This is a genomic window from [Pantoea] beijingensis (genome assembly GCF_022647505.1).
Classification (GTDB): domain Bacteria; phylum Pseudomonadota; class Gammaproteobacteria; order Enterobacterales; family Enterobacteriaceae; genus Erwinia; species Erwinia beijingensis.
Map to the genome: position 1 here is coordinate 2,389,544 of NZ_CP071409.1, position 18,137 is coordinate 2,407,680.

The following is an 18,137-nucleotide window of genomic DNA, read 5'->3' on the forward strand; positions in this document are numbered from 1 at the left end:
GATATCCGGCCCAACGCTCTTCATTACAGCTGCGTAAGTTTTTGTAGCATCTGATCGGATGTGCTGATTGCCTTACTGTTAATTTCATACGCGCGCTGCGTCTGGATCATACTGACCAGTTCCTGGGCAACGTTCACATTGGACGTTTCCACATAGCCCTGATACAGCAGTCCCGCACCGTTTAGGCCAGGCGTGCTATCCGTAGGCGCACCTGAGGCTTGAGTTTCCTGATAAAGATTTTCACCCACGCTCTCCAGACCCGCATCATTAACAAAGGTACTCAATGTCAGTTGTCCAACCTGAACCGGCTGCGCCTGCCCCTGTTGCGTGACGCTGACGATACCGTCACGTCCAATCGTCATACTCAGCGCATTCGCTGGAAGGGTAATGGCGGGCTGTACCGGGAACCCTCCGTTGGTCACTAGCTGGCCGTTCTGATCGGTCTGGAAGGATCCATCACGGGTATAGGCCAGCGTGCCATCCGGCATCTGTACCTGAAAGAAGCCCTGTCCATTAATCGCCACATCTTTTGATGAGTCGGTTTTAGACAGATTACCCTGGCTGTGCAGGCGTTCAGTAGCAACAGGACGTACGCCGGTACCGATTTGTAAACCGGAAGGCAGTAGGGTCTGTTCAGATGATTGTGCGCCTGGCTGGCGCAATGTTTGATACATCAAATCTTCAAACACCGCACGCTGGCGTTTAAAACCATTGGTGCTGACGTTAGCCAGGTTGTTGGCAATGACATCCATATTGGTTTGCTGGGCGTCAAGGCCGGTTTTGGCTATCCATAATGAGCTGATCATTCTTTTTTCCTCTGACCTTAACCCGTGATGCTAAGGATCTGATTTGCACGCTGTTCATTCTCATCGACGCTGGAGATCACTTTCATCTGCATCTCAAAACGTCGGGCATTCGCAATCATATCGACCATCGTGGCGACCGGTTTAACGTTGCTGCCTTCTAATACCCCCGGCATAACCTGTACGGTCGGATCGTTGGGCAACACGGCACCACGTTGCGCTGCCGCATTCGCAGTGAGACGAAACATTCCGTCGTCCCCTCGCGTCACTTCCTGAGCACTGGCTTTTATCAACTTCAAACGCCCAAGCTGCACCGTTGCATTGGGCGGGTCGCCGGGATTTAATGCCGTGATGGACCCATCAGCAGCGACAGTAATCTCCGCATTTTGAGGGATCGCAATCGGCCCGTTATCGCCCAACACCAGATTCCCCTGCACGGTGAGCTGGCCCACAGGGTCAACCTGCATATTGCCATTGCGCGTATAAGCTTCCGTGCCGTCTGCGGTACGTACTACCAGCCAGCCATCTTGCTGTACCGCGACATCTAGCGGACGCGAGGTATAATCCATCGCCCCCTGGGACATATCCGCCCCCGGCGTGGATGCCGCAACCAGCGTCCGCGTAGGCAACGAAAGACCTTCAACAGGCACCGCCCGCAGCGCATTAAGCTGCGCACGGAAACCAGGCGTCGAAGCATTGGCCATATTATTGGCGGTAACCGCCTGCTGATTGAGCGTCTGGCTGGCAGCGCCCATCGCGGTATATATCGCGTGGTCCATAAGACAATCTCGTTAGCGACTTAGCGCAGGTTCACCAGCGTGTTAAGGATCTGATCCTGGGTTTTGATGGTCTGCGCGTTGGACTGGTAGTTACGCTGTGCAACAATCATATTCACCAGTTCTTTACTCAGGTCGACGTTAGAAGACTCCAGCGCACCTGCGGTTAAGGTGCCAAGATTCCCCGTACCCGCCAAGCCAACGGAGGGTTGTCCTGACGCATTGGTCGCTGCCCAAACATTGTTCCCCTGCGAAGCTAACCCTTCCGGGTTCGCAAAGTTTGACAGCACAATCTGCCCCAGGACCTGACTTTTCTCATTGGAGTAATTACCTACAACGGTACCGTCATCATTGATCTGGTAGCTGGTTAACTCGCCCGGCTTGTAACCATCCTGCGCGGGGTTACCGAAGGTATTGCTGCCACTGTTTTGCTGCATGCTACCGAGAAAGCTCAGATTAAAGGTTTGTGCATTGGAACCATTCAGCGCGCCCATGTTGATCTGCTGAACCGCTGGCGACGTCATGGTGCCGTTCGCGTTAAATGTCATGTTAAAAGCATCAGTCTGTTCACCTGTGCTTGAGTCGACCGGATGCACTGCCCAGGTATTACTTTCAGTACCGCTTTTCACGAAATAGAGATCGATAGAATGCGCATTGCCTAGTGAGTCATAGGTTGTCATCGTACTTTTAGCGTTATAACTATCGGGGTTGGTGGTACTGAAAGGCGAAACTTTTGGTGTGCCAGAAGATGAGTTGAGATTGGCTACCAAGCCGCCAACCGTGGTCGCTCTGGCAGCCATTTGGGTTGTAGGAACAGAAAGCGGAACCGGATCGGCACCAACCTGTACAGTGGCAGGCGAGCCCGTTGCCGGATAACCTGTCAGCGCCAGCCCCTGCATATTGACGATATTGCGGTTCTGATCCAGCGTGAACTGCCCATTCCGCGAGTAATAGACTGCACCGCTGCTATCAGTCATGCGGAAAAAACCCTGTTGACTGATAGCCACATCAAGCCCGCGGCTGGTTGTGGTTGGCGTACCGTCGTTAAAATCCTGGATCACCCCTGCAACTTTAACGCCCATCCCCACATTGGAGCCGGCAAACATATCAGCAAAAGAGATGGTGCTGGATTTAAAACCCGCGGTCGCAGAGTTCGCAATATTGTTCCCGATGACGTCAAGATTATTGGACGCGGCATTTAAGCCACTGACTGCCTGTGAAAATGACATATGTCACTCCTGAAAAATGTGAAATAGCAATTAAAGGATCTGACGAATATTATTAAGCGTGGTGCTTCCCATCGTGCCAAGATCGAGCGTTGCCCCACCCGCAGCAGTCGTTACCCCGTTAACCAATGCGTAATTCAGCGGCTGAGAGACTAATGGCGCGCCACCATTACTGGCTGAGATCGATACCGTATATTTTCCATCCGGTGCTTTGGTTCCATCCGTCAACGTGGCATCCCAACTGAAGGTGTGAACGCCTGCGCTGAGGCCACCAATTTCAATCGTGCGTACGACGTTGCCGCTGGCATCAGTAATCGTGGCCGTGGTTTTATCCGAAGCGCGCTGCAGCTCAACGCCAAACGGCGTGGTATCTCCCTTCCCTGCCAGAATTTGCGTGCCGGGGATCATTACGCCATGACCAATCAGCGCAGATGCCTGCAGGGACTGGTTGCTGTTAATTTGACCGGAAATCGCGCCAAGCGTGGTGTTGAGTTTCTCAATCCCGCTAACGGTATTAATTTGTGCCAGCTGCGTGGTGAGCTGGTTATTATCCATTGGATTCGTAGGATCCTGATTTTTTAACTGCGTAACCAGGAGTGTTAAAAAGCTATTCTGCAGGTCGGCTGCACCGCCACTTGCGGCACTGCTGGCACCGTTGACCGCGTTGATATCCTGCGGTGGATTCACATTGACGGCTATGCCCATAGACGTTCTCCGTTATTGTCCGAGGGACAAGGTTTTCATCATCATTGATTTGACGGTGTTGAGGACTTCCACGTTGGCCTGATAGCTGCGCGATGCCGATAAAGTATTAACCGTCTCACCGACCACATCTACATTAGGCATCCTGACGTAACCTTTGGCATCCGCCATCGGATTACCCGGCTCATAGACCAATTTCGCGGGTGTGGGATCATCAACAACCTGCGCCACACGCACGCCACCTGTTGCCTGACCAGGTACCGCATTGACCTGGAACACCACCTGTTTCGCCACATAAGGCTGACCATCCGGACCGGTAACGCTGTCAGCGTTTGCGAGGTTACTCGCGCTCACGTTGATCCGTTGCGACTGTGCGGTCATTGCTGAACCGGCAATATCAAAAATATTGAGCAGTGCCATTGATTATTGTCCCTGGAGCACGTTCATCATGCCTTTAATCTGGCTACTGATAAGCGTCAGATCGGTTTGATATTTCAAACTATTATCGGCGAACTCTGTACGCTCGCGATCCATATCCACCGTATTACCATCCATCGCTGGCTGGTCAGGAATGCGGTATAGCAGCTCATGCGACGGTGGCAGCTGAGTTTGCGCCGGAATGTGACGCGCCGACGTTACCGCCAGTGATAGGCCTGTCCCTTGGGCACGTCCCTTTTCCAGTACGCGATTTAGCTCGCTGGAAAAATCGATATCGCGCGCCTGGTAGCCTGGCGTATCTGCATTGGCGATATTGGATGCCAGGATCTCCTGACGTTGGGCCCGCAAATTTAGCGCTTCTGTGCCAAATCGTAGCGCTGCATCCAGTTTGTCGAGCATGCTGCCTCCAGAAAATGAGAATTTTGAGCAGACAGAATAAGCTGGCTCCCGGAAGTGTTATCGAGTGAATAGCGCTAAAAAGCGTCGCTATTTTCTGGCTTGGCTTGTGTTCCATGTAGGTAGAATCACTTCCACGAAGACAAGGGGAGACGAGGATGCGCAGGGCTCTATCATTGATAGTCGGAATGCTTAGTCTGCAGACACATGCCGCCGATTTACCCCGACAGTTGGAGCAGTTTTTTAAAACACGTGATGTCGTGCACGCTGCTGAGCTTAGCGTTGTCATACGTACACCAGCATCACAATGGCCACAGTGTCCGACTCCGCAATTTTCACTGCCCGGTAATGGCCGCCTCTGGGGCCATATGAGCGTGGCGGTAAACTGTGATCAGGAACGCCGTTATTTGCAAGTGGAGGTGCAAGCCACCGGGGAATATCTCGTCGCAGCGCAGCACGTTACCCGAGGTACCGCAGTCAGTGCAGCGGATCTTCGACTAAAACAGGGTCGACTGGATAGATTACCGGCGCGGACATTGCTAACCCAGGGAGAGGCGCTGAACGCTATTTCATTGCGTGATCTTCAACCCGACCAACCCATTACTGCCGTAATGATCCGTCAGCCGTGGCGCGTTAAAGCAGGCCAACAAGTCACGGTTATCGCCCGGGGGGAAGGTTTTAGCGCCGTGGCGGAAGGTCGAGCGATGAATAACGCAACGGCCACGCAGGCAGTACGAGTCAGAATGGGAAATGGGCAGATCGTCAGCGGTAAGGCCACCGCGGATGGGAATATTCTGATATCGTTATAAATCACTAAAGTACAGCATCATCTCGCCGATAGTGACTGTAAGCATGCCGCTGCAGGCATCAACCGCAGACCACAAAAGGCGAGGTCTGCACGGGCCAGGTAACGTTCAGGCAAACCATCGGGCACCTGACGCAATACTCCCCCGGAACCGGACTTTATCAGGCATCTGCCCCCGCCTGAATTACAGGAGCCAGTTAATGAGCATTGAAAGAGCACAACCTCTGAAACCGGTCAGCACCATTCAGACACGTGAAAATAGCGATATTGCTTCAAACAAAGTACGCCAGGCTGAAAGCGACAAAAGTCGTGACGTCGCCACTCAGGTAAAACTTAGCGCAGCACAGGCACAACTGATGCAGCCAGGCAGCCAGGATATCAATCAAGCACGCGTGGAAACGTTAAAAACCGCGATTCGTAATGGCGAACTGAAAATGGATAGTAGCAAAATCGCGGATGCGCTGATTCAGGAAACCAAAGACTGGCTGCAGAGTAACCGACCCCGATGAATCGATTATTGGCCGTACTGGATCAAATGCAGGACGTGCTTTCGTCATTATCAGACGTGATGACTGCTGAGCAGGAACAGCTTTCTGCCAGTCAGGCTAATCCCCCGCTTCTGCAGCGCATCACTGAAGATAAAAGCTCGCTGTTGAACACTCTGAATTACGTCGATAACATGCGGCGCGAAGCAGAAAACGCGGCCAGCTTGCACGCGCCTTATGTCAGTGAAGTGGAATTGGCGCAACGCTGGCAGAATATCCAGTCGCAAACGCGCGCCCTGCACGATATAAATATGCATAACGGCCTGCTGCTGAATCAGCAAATGAGCCATAATCAGCAGGCACTGGCGCTGCTGAAACCCCATCAGAGCCGGGCGTTTTATGGCCCGGACGGTCAAACGCTGGGTGAAGCCGTTATCAGTCGTAAACTGTAAACGCGATGGCGGAATCCTCCGCCTGCGTGATGCCTTAAGCTACGGTACGACGCGCATAATCGCGTAAACGGAATCCCAGCAGACCCAGCATAGCAAAGTAAACACCGCCCCCCACTGCGCAGACGCCGGCTAACCGCAATAATCGCCAGGCCATATTACCTACGGTCCAGTCCGGCATCACACTATTCATTCCAACTAATGCTGCAGCCATCATCAGCACTGCAATCAACAGCCTGAGCAGAAAACTGAACCAGCCCGGCTGAGGTTGGAAAATTTTCTGCTTCCGCAGTTGCCAGTAAAGCAGCCCGGCATTAAGACAGGCCGCCAGGCCAATAGAGAGCGATAGCCCTGCATGTTTTAGTGGGCCGATAAACGCAAGATTCATTAATTGCGTCACGATGAGCGTGATAATCGCTATTTTTACGGGTGTTTTAATATCCTGACGAGAATAGAAACCTGGCGCCAGGACTTTCACCACAATCAATCCCATTAATCCTACCGAGTAGGCTATAAGCGCACGCTGGGTCATAGATGCATCAAACGCAGTAAACTTTCCATACTGAAACAGCGCAACGGTGAGTGGTTTCGCCAAAATCCCTAATGCCACCGCGCTTGGCAACGCCAGCAGGAAACAGAGCCGTAAACCCCAATCCATTAGCCGCGAATATTCATCATGGTTACCGCTGGAAAAGCTTTTTGCCAGCGATGGCAACAGAATCGTTCCCAGCGCAACACCCAGCACACCAGAAGGAAACTCCATCAGGCGGTCGGCATAATACATCCAGGAAACCGAACCAGAGACCAGAAATGAGGCAAAGATGGTATTAATGATCAAAGAAATTTGGCTAACGGAAACGCCCAGTATCGCCGGTCCCATTTGTCGCATTACACGCCATACGCCTGCATCTTTCAAATTCAGTCGCGGCATGACTAACATACCAATCTTTTTCAGGTGTGGCAGTTGATAGCCCAACTGTAAAACACCACCCACCACCACCGCCCAAGCTAAGGCTAAAACCGGTGGATGAAAATGCGGGGCAGCAAACAACGCAAAACCAATCATACTGACGTTCAGCAACGTTGGCGCGAAGGCCGGCACAGAGAATCGATTCCATGTATTAAGGATCGCTCCCGCCAGCGAAGCCAGCGAAATCAACATGATATAGGGAAAGGTGATACGCAGCAGCGAAGAGGTTAAATTGAATTTATCCGCCGTATCGGCAAAACCCGGTGCAGTGACCAGGATCACCCAAGGCGCAGCAATCATGCCCAGGAAGGTAACAAGCGCTAATGCCAGCGTCAGTAACCCTGAGACATAGGCGACGAAAACCTGCGTTGCCTCCTCTCCCTGCTTACTTTTATATTCAGCGAGGATCGGTACAAAGGCCTGAGAGAAAGCCCCCTCAGCAAAGATACGACGCAGCAAATTAGGAAGTTTAAAAGCAACAAAAAAGGCATCTGTCGCCATGCCAGCACCAAAGACACGCGCAACGATAGCATCGCGGGCAAAGCCCAATACGCGGGAAAAAAGGGTCATAGAACTGACCGCAGCCAATGATTTCAACAGGTTCATGGTTTACTGCGTTTCCTGAAAATGAGAATAAGGCAAAACTTGCCAGTAGCGAGCATGCCTCGCCTCAAAAACAGTACATAGAGACGAAATAATGCGTGCCGTAGTATGGGGGACATAGTCTACTGATATGAAGGGAAATATACTGCAAAAACTTCGCCTGCTCAGATGGCGCGGCGGGACAGTACCAGCGTTGATGCAACGTCAATGCCGAACAAAAATTCGTAACTCTTTATTAATAAAAATCATTCCCTATCTGCCTCTCGCCATATTTTCTCAACGACCCGCTGCGCCATCAGAGCCTGCTCCCCGGAAACATACGGCTGGGTCTGATTTTTTGCGCACGCTATAAAGTGGTGTGCAGCACCGGTGAATCCACGCTGTGTCAACGTGCTTTCCCAACCAGCGACGGGATCGATAACCCGCTTGCCATCACCTTCCTGCTGCCAGTCACGCATATCGTTCACCTGGATAACGCCTCCGTCGTAAACTGCCAGTACCGATTCCCGCTGCGTACCCGCGCGGCGGTGCATACTGGTCGTGATTTGCGTATCACCAACGCTGAAATGGTGTTCGGCATACACCATTTCCCCTCTTTCATTAGTTTGTAATATACCGTTATGCAACATGCTGCGTCCTTCTGCCAACCACAGTACCGTATCAATCACATGCAGATAATCATCCAGCAATGTAAAGCGCAAATCGTTTGGCCCTACGCTGTTATTGCGATGTTTATCCATGCGAATGGAGGCGGCTGGGGTCAGTTGCATTTTAAGCTGCAGATAACGCGGCACAAAACGGCGATTAAATCCTACCATTAATTTACGTCCACGCTTTTCCGCCAGTTCCACCAGTTGCTCCGCTTCCCGCAGCGTCCCGGCCAATGGCTTATCAACGCATACATCAATCCCTGCACGTAACAGCTGGCTAACTACCGCAAAATGCGTGGACGTGCTGCTGTGAACAAAAACTGCATCACTGTGTGCAGCCAGTTCATCCAGTGAAGCAAAGCAAGGCATTCGATAGCTATCGCATATCTGCCGGGCTTTTTGTTGGTTTGGTGAAAATGCGCCTGCGAGAACCCAGCCATCAGTCTGGCTCACAACGGGTAACCACGCTTTTTGTGCAATCCCACCTAATCCTACAATTCCAACACGTAGCAAAGACATATCAGACTCCTTTATCTGCGAGCAGCGCCGCCAGTTGTTGTTTCAGTTCAGCGACTTGCTGTTCAAGTTGGCTCACACGCGGACCAAGGGCATCAATGTCACGATCAGCGCCAGGAATGTCGTTTTCATCAACAGCGGTTACGTCGCCACTAAACAGATGCATATACCGGCTTTCACGCTTGCCTGGCTCGCGCGCCAGCCGTGCGACAAACGGACCATCTTCCCGGAGGCTGAGCTGCTCCAGCGTCTGTTCAACGTCAGCGACATCAACGAAGTCATGCAGGCGAGCACTGCGGGTCCGCAGTTCGCCTGGGGTCTGCGCACCACGCAGCAACAGTGTCGCTACAATAGCAACTTCAGCGCTGTTCAATTTCAGGGTGCCAAACGCCGAATTACAGAATCGCTGTTCATACTTCACCACTCGGTTACCCGCACCAGAAAGCATGCTGAGCTGATGCTTTTTCACCAGTAAATCAAGCGTATCCTGTACTGCATTTTCACTAAGTGACATCACGGGATCGCGATTAGATTTTTGGTTACAGGCGGCCACTACGCCATTTACCGACATGGGATATTGGTCCGGCGTGGTGATCTGTTTTTCCAACAGGCTGCCTACGACACGCGCCTCTGCGGGCGTTAGCACGATTTTCATGATGGTATTACCCTCAAATGATTATTATCCGCGGCGATCCGGCATCCACTCATGATAGGTCAATGCTGTTAGTACATGATCCTGCCAGTGACCATCAATAAGCAGGTAGTCTTTGGCGTATCCTTCTTTCTCAAAGCCAAGCCTCGCCAGAAGGTCCCCACTGCGCGTGTTATGCGGCATATAGTTTGCCATAATCCGATGCATGCGCTGCTGTCGCTGCATATAGCGGATCGCCGCCTGCAGCGCTTCAAACATCATACCCTGCCCTTGCCACTTTTCGCCTAGCGAATATCCCAGATAGCAGGCATGAAAAGAGCCGCGTAAGACGTTGCTGAAATTAGCCACGCCACGAACTTCCCGCTCTTCCGGATCCATGATGATGAAATACCAGGCCGAACCCTGTTTATGCATATCAGCAATCAGTGCGAGCCGCGCCTGCCAACCAGAGGGGTAACAGTGACTCTCGTCCCGTACAGGTTCCCACGGCTTAAGAAAGACACGGTTTTCCGCATAATAATCTGCCATGCGCCAGGCATCACGTTCGTGGACAAGGCGCACCACTAACCTGTCAGTTGTCAGGCGCACTTTCGGCGCAGCAGAACGATAGCCAAACATCTTATCTCCTGAAATCCTCGGCCGATAAAAGAAATTGATTAAGAAACCAGCCAGCACGCAACAACCTGAAGAAACGCTGTGATTCGTCTCATTCAGACAACCTGCCTTCACTATAACCGCCATCTCTACTCCGGGTAAAATCCTGTGCGACAAAAGACGCTTTTATCGTGGCTTACCGGCTGAAAACGTGGCACAAAATGGCCAATGACGATGAAAAAATATCATCCCACAATCGCTGTGAAAATAGACATATTGAGAGGAAAATAGGCCGTCCAGATCACCTCCCTCATTTTCGCTTAGGAAGAAGCATGTCTCGGGTTGCGCGGGCACGAAGCCTCGGTAAATATTTTTTGTTATTTGATAACATGCTGGTTGTACTGGGATTTTTTGTTGTATTCCCCCTCATTTCAATACGTTTTGTTGAACAGCTCGGTTGGGCCGCGTTGATGGTAGGCATCGCGCTCGGCTTGCGCCAGCTTGTTCAGCAAGGGTTGGGCATTTTTGGGGGAGCCATCGCCGATCGTTTTGGCGCTAAGCCAATGATCGTCACAGGTATGCTATTGCGAGCCGCCGGTTTTTTTTCAATGGCCGTTGCGCATGAGCCCTGGGTTTTGTGGCTCTCCTGCATTCTTTCCGGTCTCGGCGGTACACTGTTTGATCCCCCGAGGACCGCGATGGTGATTAAGCTGGTCCGACCTAAAGATCGGGGACGTTTCTTTTCACTCTTGATGATGCAAGACAGTGCCGGTGCCGTTATCGGCGCACTGATTGGCAGTTGGTTGCTGGCATATGATTTTCGTTTGGTGTGTTGGGTGGGTGCGTTGGTCTTTGTGCTGGCCGCGTTGTGTAACGCCTGCCTGCTGCCAGCATGGCGTATTTCAAGCATACGTACGCCAATGCGCGAAGGTATGCTTGCGGTGCTGAAAGACAAACGGTTCTGCACTTACGTTCTGACGCTGACGGGATATTATGCACTTTCAGTGCAGGTGATGCTGATGCTGCCTATCGTGGTCAATCAGATCGCCGGCGCACCAGGTGCGGTGAAATGGATGTATGCTATCGAAGCCACGCTATCGCTGACGCTTCTTTACCCCATTGCGCGCTGGAGCGAAACGCGTTTTCGCCTCGAACATAGACTAATGGCAGGGTTGTTGCTGATGACGTTAAGTTTGATCCCAATCGGCATCGCCAGCACGCTGCAGCAAGTATTTATATTGATTTGCACCTTTTACATTGGTTCAGTCATTGCGGAACCCGCGCGCGAAACCCTTAGTGCCTCGCTTGCCAGTGCCCGGGCACGCGGAAGCTATATGGGGTTCAGCCGTTTAGGGCTGGCTCTCGGTGGCGCAGTAGGCTATAGCGGGGGCGGCTGGATGTTTGATACCGGCCGTACGTTAGCGATGCCGGAATTGCCGTGGTTAATGCTCGGCTGCATCGGTTTTATCACACTTTTTGCTCTTTGGTGGCAATTCAACCAGCGAACTGTGGCTCCAGCGATCCTGACACCAAAGTGATAAAGCCAGCAACACAGCGCTCAGTCCATTTTTCACGTGCGATCGCATCGCGTGACCACAAGGAACCGGGCTGCTCATCCAAATGCTTGTCACATTGACTTGTTTATTTTCTCATTTCTTTCGGCAACATCCTGGTGACTCTTTTTCTTCTCTGAGGCATGCTTTGCCGTTGTGGAAGGACGAATTAACTACCGAGGACAACAATGAAAAAGTTTTTTCTGGCGCTAAGCGCGCTTCTGTTAGCCGGCCTACTTGCCGGTTGTACGCCCCTCACCCAGTACACCATCAGCGAGCAGGAAGTTAATCAGGCTCTGCAAAAACACAATAATTATGAAAAACAGATTGGCGTCGCAGGGCTGATAGATGCCCATATCGTATTGAGCGATCTCGTAAGCCAGATCGGACGCGAAGAGCCAAATAAAGTGACGCTGACGGGGAATGCGAACGTGAATATCACTTCGCTGTTTGGCCCACAAAAAGCCGATATGCATCTGACAATGAAAGCTCAGCCGGTTTTTGATAAAGAGCAAGGTGCCATTTTTCTGAAGGATCTGGAGATCACGGAGACCACAGTGCAACCTGAAAAAATGCAGAAAATCATGAAAACCCTGACGCCTTATCTGAATGAGTCGCTGAAAAGCTATTTCAATCAGAAACCCGCTTATATTCTGAGTACTGACCGCAGTAAAGCAGAGTCACTGGCGAAAAAATTTGCCAAAGGACTTGAAGTCAAACCCGGCGAACTGGTCATTCCTTTTACCAACTAACTTGCCGTGTTGCTTATATAGCCCCTGTCATGGGGCTTTTTTATGTGTGCGATAATAAAGCGAGTGCAATCGGTTGCCTTTACCCCTATGCTTAGTACCCGGCTCAAAACCACACGATGAATTCCTTTCTTAGCCGGAGCATACTTCATGACTGCACAACCCCAGCAATTAATCATCCGCCGCCCTGACGACTGGCATATTCATCTGCGCGATGATGAATTGCTACAGACAGTGTTGCCCTATACCAGTGCGGTGTGCGGTCGCGCAATCGTGATGCCCAATTTAGTTCCGCCGGTGACCAGCGTCGACAGTGCTATCGCCTACCGCGAGCGCATTCGTGCTGCCATTCCCACCGGGGATCGTTTTGAGCCGTTGATGACCTGCTACCTGACTGACTCACTCGATCCTGACGAAGTGGAAAAAGGCTTCAGTAATGCAGTATTTACCGCAGCCAAGCTCTATCCCGCCCATGCCACAACCAACTCAAGCCACGGCGTGACGAATATTGCCGCGATTGCCGCCGTGCTGGAGCGTATGCAAAAAATCGGTATGCCTCTGTTAATTCATGGAGAAGTAACAGAGGCGCATATTGATATTTTCGACCGCGAAGCCCGCTTTATCGAAACGGTTCTGGAGCCACTGCGCCAGCAATTCCCCGAACTGAAGGTGGTATTTGAACATATCACGACGAAGGAAGCCGCAGAGTATGTGCAGCAAGGCAATCGTTATATCGCCGCCACCATTACTCCACAGCATCTTATGTTTAACCGTAACCATATGCTGGTCGGGGGCATTCGCCCACATTTATACTGCCTGCCCATTCTTAAGCGTAATATTCATCAGCAAGCATTGCGCCAGATTATCGCCAGCGGGCACGATCGTTTCTTCCTCGGTACGGATACCGCCCCACATACTCGGCAGCGTAAAGAAGCCAGTTGCGGCTGCGCCGGTGTATTTAACGCCCCGAGCGCGCTGCCGGCTTATGCCACCGTATTTGAAGAGATGAACGCACTCCATCACCTTGAGGCCTTCTGCTCAGAAAATGGTCCACGTTTTTATGGTCTGCCATTAAATGAAGATAAAATCACCCTGGTTCGCCAACCTTATACGGTTGAAGAGAGTATTACCTTCGGTGACGATACGTTAGTACCGTTCCTGGCAGGTGAGACTCTCAACTGGCAAGTTATCGTCTGATCCTGCCGAGGTTAGTTACGGGAAGACCTTACTTCTCGTAACATCTTACTAACCGTCACGCGGCTCATCAGTGGATCTCAGCGTATCGCTCTGCAGTTTTACTCACAGCGATAAGTGTTACATGTGGTTTCCCTTGCTTTACTGTTTTTATAACTGTATAAACATACAGTAAACATATCGGAGGCTCTCATGCGTGTTGAAGTCACTGTAGCAAAAACCACTGTTCTTCCTGCTGGTGCACTTGAAGCACTGACGGATGAATTAGCCAAACGTATCGATAAGCAATTCCCGGAAACGGATAATCGCGTATCAGTTCGCTATGCCAGCGCAAATAACCTGACGGTAATGGGCGGCGGTAAAGAATCAAAAGATCGCATTAGCGATATTTTGCAGGAAACCTGGGAGAGTGCTGACGACTGGTTTATCACTGATTAACCGACTACGCAGAGCTAATCACCGCGTGCTGCATGTGCATTACTGTCGTAAAAACCGCCGCACTGCCGGATGCGCCAGTTAGCGCGTAAATATGCAAAACACCAAATTAATAAAACTACTGTAAATGCTATTGTTGCCGGGTGTCGCTATCCGGCTTTTTTGTCTTGCCGCCAATAAACCTATGGCTTGACATGTCGAGGGTATAGACTGTCAAGGTGAGATCACATATCCTTGCCAACATCACGTTTTACTGGAGGTAGTTACCGTGACCACAGATAAACCTGAAGAGGCGATGACGTTTGGTGAACTGCTCGCGTTGATCAGCGATCAACAGCGCCGCCTAACCGTCCTTGAAAATGCTTTTTCCTGGCTCTCTTTTTGCCTGGATGAAAAATCGAACCAATTATTAATTCACAGTTTACGTCTGGAATCGCAAAATCAGAATCGTGACGAGATCATGCAACAACATTTTGCCCGTCTCGCTGATGAGCTGGAAAAACGCAATGGAATTGTAAAAGTTCAGGCAAACGTCATACCCGAATAAATTCTCGTCAACGCGCGAGAATTTATTTAAATCCATACGCAATCTTTATTCTGCTCAAATATCATCCAAAAACATTTCATTATACTTTCGCTGCATTTTCATCCTGCTTATGATAAATATGATGTTATAGTTAACACGCTGTATGTAAAAAAAGCTGCATTGAACCTCGATAAATCGCTTCGTTTTCACGAGTAATAAGGGGGTTATAATGGACAGAAACAAAGATGTTATCCAAACACATCCCCTGGTTGGGTGGGATATCAGTACGGTCGACAGCTATGACGCCATGATGATTCGTCTACATTCGCTTTCATCCGCTACGCAGCAAGCTGATGAAGCTGAAGTGGGGCAAACTTATTGGTTAACAACTGACGTTGCCCGACAATTTATATCCATTCTTGAAGCCGGCATTGCAAAGATAGAAGCAACTGAATACCAGGATCGTGACTACAAGAAGCACTAAATTTTGTACGGTTTCTTCAATGGCTGAATTGCTAAACGGCAGCATGAGAACATATTCCGATGAACAGGTTATAACCGATGATTCAGGAATAAGTCAGCGCCGTTAATACACTCGACAACTTCAGCCGCAATACATATTTTTTTGTATATGGCACCCTTTATGGGTGCCTTTTTATTGCCAGCAATATTTTGCTATCCTGCTGAAACTTGACGTTGTTTTGAGGAGTGAAGCGCAATGATTTACGATTTGATCGTGGTGGGAAGCGGTTCGGTGGGCGCCGCTGCCGGATTTTACGCAACCCAGGCGGGCCTGAAGGTTTTGATGATAGATCGTGCCCATCCCCCCCATCAACAAGGGAGCCACCACGGCGAAACCCGTTTAATTCGTCATGCCTATGGTGAAGGTTCTCGCTATGTACCTCTGGTGCTTCGTGCCCAACAGTTATGGGATGAACTGGAGCAGCTTAGCGGTGAACGCATTATGCAGCGCAGCGGCGTGCTTAATCTCGCCCCTCTCGACTCCCCTTTTATTCATAATGTCATCGACAGCGCTTCACAGTTTAATCTCAACATTGAGGTTTTAAAGCCCGCGGAGGTTTGTCAACGCTGGCCTGAATTCAAAGTACCGGATGGCTATCTTGCCGTTTTTGAACCACGCTCAGGCTATCTCAAGTCGGAAGTTGCGATTCGCAGTTGGATTCAGCTCGCGGAAAAAGCTGGCTGTGCCCAGCTATTCAACTGTGCGGTAGACGCTATCGATCGGGAAGGAGAACTTAATAGAGTCCAAACGGCAGAAGGTCCTTTTTATGGACGTAAGCTATTACTGAGCGCAGGCACCTGGATTAAAACACTCCTTCCTGAACTTCCTGTTACACCGGTGCGCAAAGTTTTCTCCTGGTATCAAGCCGATGGTCGCTATAGCGAAAACAATAAGTTCCCTGCTTTTACCGCTGAGATGAGCGACGGAACCCATTACTATGGTTTCCCTGCTGATAATAATGCCTTAAAAGTGGGGAAACATGACGGTGGCCAGCATATTGACACACCGGAACAACGCAAACCATTCGGGGCTTATGCCGAGGATGGCAGTGAAGTATTTAATTTTATGCGCCATTTCCTGCCCGGTGTAGGTGTGTGTCTGCGCGGCTCCGCCTGTAGTTATGATAATTCACCTGATGAAGATTTTATCATTGATACGTTGCCAGACCGGCCCGATACCTTGTTGATTAGCGGTTTAAGCGGCCATGGATTTAAATTCGCCAGCGTTTTAGGTGAAATAGCCGCGCAGTTTGCCGCCGGGAAAAGCAGTAAATTCGATCTCTCACCTTTTTCATTATCCCGTTTTAACTAATTTATTTCGATATGGCGGAATATCGCCGATGGTAAAGGTATCGGGCAGCCAGGAACAATAAACTGGATCTTGATAGTCAATATGACGTTGCCCGGATTTTCCGGGCCGTTCAGCCGTGTGTTGGGATATCTACACCGTTATACTCTCGGCGCGCGGCGTCCAGCCTGAAGAAAGAGACCCAATAATTCCTGCTGACATAAATTGGCCATTAACTGACGCGTATGTTAACTCCCCTTCCCCGATGAATGAAACGGTTACCATCTGATTCACTGTTAATTCAAACCATTGATTTAAAACATATAATATAAATAACTGAATGATAGTGTAAGTTCTTGCGATCTAACCGAGGATATGCACTGGTAAGAATTCAAAAAAATTGCTCAAGTCTAATCAATGTGTTATCAACATATGAATAAATATTGCTGCTCTATTTAAGCTTATACAAGCTCATTACCGTTAGTGAATATAAGGAGCTTTATCATGCTATGGAAAAATACTTCAACGCATTTTGGACATATCTCAATACTAATACACTGGCTGGTCGCGGCCGCTGTCTATGGTATGTTTGCACTGGGCTTATGGATGGTATCACTGGGTTATTACGACGACTGGTATCATAAAGCACCAAACCTTCATAAAAGTATCGGTATCACCCTGTTCGCAGTGATGATTTTTAGACTGGTCTGGCGCTTTATTTCTCCCCCACCTAAACCGCTAAACAGCTACTCGGCGCTGGTGCGTATTAGTGCAGTGGTGGTCCATTTGATGCTATATGCCGTACTTTTTGCCCTATTTATTACTGGTTATTTAATATCCACAGCCAATGGCAAACCCATTGAAGTCTTTAGCCTGATTTCTGTCCCTGCTATCCTGGCTGGATATGGAGAGCAAGCCGATCTGGCTGGCGATATTCATCTTTATCTTGCATGGAGCATCGTGATTCTGTCCATACTGCATGGGCTCGCTGCATTGAAACATCACGTTGTCGATCGTGATATCACGTTAAAACGGATGCTGGGTCATCGCATCGATTAACCATTCAAAGGGGATTAGTATGTTAAAAAAAGCACTGACTGCAATCGCGATAGCAGCTACGCTGATGGTGACAGCGACGGCTGGCGCAGCTGAATACAAAATAGATAAAAAAGGGCAGCATGCCTTTTTACAATTTCGTATTAGTCATCTTGGTTACAGCTGGATCTATGGCCGCTTTAATGACTTCGATGGCCATTTTACCTTTGATGAAGAAAATCCTGCTGCTGATAAAGTGACCGTCACTATTAACACCGCCAGCCTGGACACTAACCATGCAGAACGCGATAAGCATCTTCGCAGCAGTGATTTTCTCAACGTCAGCAAATACCCGCAGGCAACTTTTGTTTCAAATCGCGTAGAAAAAGAGGGCGATGAGCTCAAAATCAGCGGTAATCTGACGCTGAATGGCGTAACGAAGCCTTTAACGCTGGAAGCAAAGAAAATCGGGGCGGGTGAAGATCCCTGGGGTGGCTACCGTACCGGATTTGAAGCTGAGGGTAAAATCGCGTTAAAGGATTATAATATTCTCACCAAACTCGGACCAGCCTCACAGGAAGTTGACCTGATTATTTCCCTCGAAGGCGTACGCCAGTAGGCAGAGCACTTCGCTGGCAAACGACCAGATAAATATCTGCCCGCCGGTTTCACGTGAGATGGCAAAGAGCGTACCTACACCCTGACAGTGCAGCGTGGCGTGGCGCATGCTGCCGGTATTTACCGGGCGCTTTATGCACCCGGCGTTTTTC

The 18,137-nt window shown here is 50.1% G+C and carries 22 protein-coding genes; 12 read left to right on the forward strand and 10 right to left on the reverse strand.

The annotated features are described in order from the left end of the window. Window positions 1–23: 23 nt before the first annotated feature. From flgG to flgB, 6 genes are read right to left on the reverse strand one after another with little or no spacing between them, the layout of a single operon-like run. Window positions 24–806 (reverse strand): flagellar basal-body rod protein FlgG, encoded by a 783-nt coding sequence (flgG, locus tag J1C60_RS10805; protein WP_128177488.1) that lies wholly within the window; start codon window positions 804–806, stop codon window positions 24–26. 17 nt (window positions 807–823) lie between these two features. Next, on the reverse strand, window positions 824–1,582 hold the full coding sequence (locus J1C60_RS10810) for a flagellar basal body rod protein FlgF (RefSeq protein ID WP_128177490.1): 759 nt from the start codon (window positions 1,580–1,582) through the stop codon (window positions 824–826). Window positions 1,583–1,602: 20 nt separating this feature from the next. Continuing rightward, the gene (flgE, locus tag J1C60_RS10815) at window positions 1,603–2,808 is read right to left on the reverse strand and encodes a flagellar hook protein FlgE (RefSeq protein WP_128177492.1); all 1,206 of its coding nucleotides are present in this window, start codon (window positions 2,806–2,808) and stop codon (window positions 1,603–1,605) included. A 30-nt stretch (window positions 2,809–2,838) separates the two neighbouring features. Further along, window positions 2,839–3,510 carry a flagellar hook assembly protein FlgD gene (gene flgD, locus J1C60_RS10820; protein WP_128177493.1) on the reverse strand — a complete coding sequence of 224 codons (672 nt, stop codon included), beginning with the start codon at window positions 3,508–3,510 and terminating at the stop codon, window positions 2,839–2,841. 12 nt (window positions 3,511–3,522) lie between these two features. Next, on the reverse strand, window positions 3,523–3,927 hold the full coding sequence (gene flgC / locus J1C60_RS10825; RefSeq protein WP_128177495.1) for a flagellar basal body rod protein FlgC: 405 nt from the start codon (window positions 3,925–3,927) through the stop codon (window positions 3,523–3,525). A gap of 3 nt (window positions 3,928–3,930) precedes the next feature. Then, on the reverse strand, window positions 3,931–4,344 hold the full coding sequence (gene flgB, locus J1C60_RS10830; RefSeq protein WP_128177497.1) for a flagellar basal body rod protein FlgB: 414 nt from the start codon (window positions 4,342–4,344) through the stop codon (window positions 3,931–3,933). 155 nt (window positions 4,345–4,499) lie between these two features. On the opposite strand from flgB, the gene flgA reads away from it, so the two are divergent. The 3 genes from flgA (at window position 4,500) to flgN (ending at window position 6,083) form a co-directional block, all read left to right on the forward strand. Continuing rightward, entirely contained in the window at window positions 4,500–5,150 is a 651-nt protein-coding gene (gene flgA / locus J1C60_RS10835; protein WP_128177499.1) for a flagellar basal body P-ring formation chaperone FlgA, read from the forward strand. 196 nt (window positions 5,151–5,346) lie between these two features. Further along, on the forward strand, window positions 5,347–5,655 hold the full coding sequence (gene flgM / locus J1C60_RS10840; RefSeq protein ID WP_128177501.1) for a flagellar biosynthesis anti-sigma factor FlgM: 309 nt from the start codon (window positions 5,347–5,349) through the stop codon (window positions 5,653–5,655). Then, window positions 5,652–6,083 carry a flagellar export chaperone FlgN gene (gene flgN / locus J1C60_RS10845; RefSeq protein WP_128177503.1) on the forward strand — a complete coding sequence of 144 codons (432 nt, stop codon included), beginning with the start codon at window positions 5,652–5,654 and terminating at the stop codon, window positions 6,081–6,083. Before flgM ends, flgN begins: the two co-directional genes overlap by 4 nt. A 34-nt stretch (window positions 6,084–6,117) precedes the next feature. Here the strand turns inward: flgN and murJ are convergent, their stop codons facing one another. The 4 genes from murJ to rimJ all read right to left on the reverse strand — a co-directional run bounded on the left by murJ (window position 6,118) and on the right by rimJ (window position 10,089). Continuing rightward, window positions 6,118–7,656 (reverse strand): murein biosynthesis integral membrane protein MurJ, encoded by a 1,539-nt coding sequence (gene murJ, locus J1C60_RS10850; RefSeq protein WP_128177505.1) that lies wholly within the window; start codon window positions 7,654–7,656, stop codon window positions 6,118–6,120. A gap of 242 nt (window positions 7,657–7,898) precedes the next feature. Further along, window positions 7,899–8,822 (reverse strand): Gfo/Idh/MocA family protein, encoded by a 924-nt coding sequence (locus J1C60_RS10855; protein ID WP_128177507.1) that lies wholly within the window; start codon window positions 8,820–8,822, stop codon window positions 7,899–7,901. Window position 8,823: 1 nt separating this feature from the next. Continuing rightward, a complete protein-coding gene (locus J1C60_RS10860; RefSeq protein ID WP_128177509.1) occupies window positions 8,824–9,474 on the reverse strand; it encodes a DUF480 domain-containing protein in 651 nt (216 codons plus the stop codon). A gap of 24 nt (window positions 9,475–9,498) precedes the next feature. Further along, the gene (gene rimJ, locus J1C60_RS10865; protein WP_128177511.1) at window positions 9,499–10,089 is read right to left on the reverse strand and encodes a ribosomal protein S5-alanine N-acetyltransferase; all 591 of its coding nucleotides are present in this window, start codon (window positions 10,087–10,089) and stop codon (window positions 9,499–9,501) included. Window positions 10,090–10,397: 308 nt separating this feature from the next. On the opposite strand from rimJ, the gene mdtH reads away from it, so the two are divergent. From mdtH to J1C60_RS10910, 9 genes are all read left to right on the forward strand, one after another. Continuing rightward, window positions 10,398–11,603 (forward strand): multidrug efflux MFS transporter MdtH, encoded by a 1,206-nt coding sequence (gene mdtH, locus J1C60_RS10870; protein ID WP_128177513.1) that lies wholly within the window; start codon window positions 10,398–10,400, stop codon window positions 11,601–11,603. Window positions 11,604–11,806: 203 nt separating this feature from the next. Then, window positions 11,807–12,370, forward strand: a complete 564-nt coding sequence (locus J1C60_RS10875; RefSeq protein WP_128177514.1) for a lipoprotein — start codon at window positions 11,807–11,809, stop codon at window positions 12,368–12,370. A gap of 147 nt (window positions 12,371–12,517) precedes the next feature. Then, entirely contained in the window at window positions 12,518–13,564 is a 1,047-nt protein-coding gene (gene pyrC / locus J1C60_RS10880) for a dihydroorotase (protein ID WP_128177516.1), read from the forward strand. 189 nt (window positions 13,565–13,753) lie between these two features. Beyond that, window positions 13,754–13,999: a DNA damage-inducible protein I gene (dinI, locus tag J1C60_RS10885; protein WP_128177518.1), complete on the forward strand. Its 246-nt coding sequence runs from the start codon at window positions 13,754–13,756 to the stop codon at window positions 13,997–13,999. 265 nt (window positions 14,000–14,264) lie between these two features. Next, entirely contained in the window at window positions 14,265–14,543 is a 279-nt protein-coding gene (locus J1C60_RS10890; protein WP_128177520.1) for a hypothetical protein, read from the forward strand. Window positions 14,544–14,751: 208 nt separating this feature from the next. Next, window positions 14,752–15,006, forward strand: coding sequence for a biofilm formation regulator BssS (gene bssS / locus J1C60_RS10895; RefSeq protein ID WP_128177522.1), 255 nt, complete (start codon window positions 14,752–14,754; stop codon window positions 15,004–15,006). A 234-nt stretch (window positions 15,007–15,240) separates the two neighbouring features. Next, window positions 15,241–16,356: an N-methyl-L-tryptophan oxidase gene (gene solA / locus J1C60_RS10900; protein WP_128177524.1), complete on the forward strand. Its 1,116-nt coding sequence runs from the start codon at window positions 15,241–15,243 to the stop codon at window positions 16,354–16,356. A gap of 480 nt (window positions 16,357–16,836) precedes the next feature. Further along, window positions 16,837–17,391, forward strand: coding sequence for a cytochrome b (locus tag J1C60_RS10905; protein ID WP_128177526.1), 555 nt, complete (start codon window positions 16,837–16,839; stop codon window positions 17,389–17,391). A gap of 19 nt (window positions 17,392–17,410) precedes the next feature. After that, window positions 17,411–17,986 carry a YceI family protein gene (locus J1C60_RS10910; RefSeq protein WP_128177527.1) on the forward strand — a complete coding sequence of 192 codons (576 nt, stop codon included), beginning with the start codon at window positions 17,411–17,413 and terminating at the stop codon, window positions 17,984–17,986. Window positions 17,987–18,137: the final 151 nt, after the last annotated feature.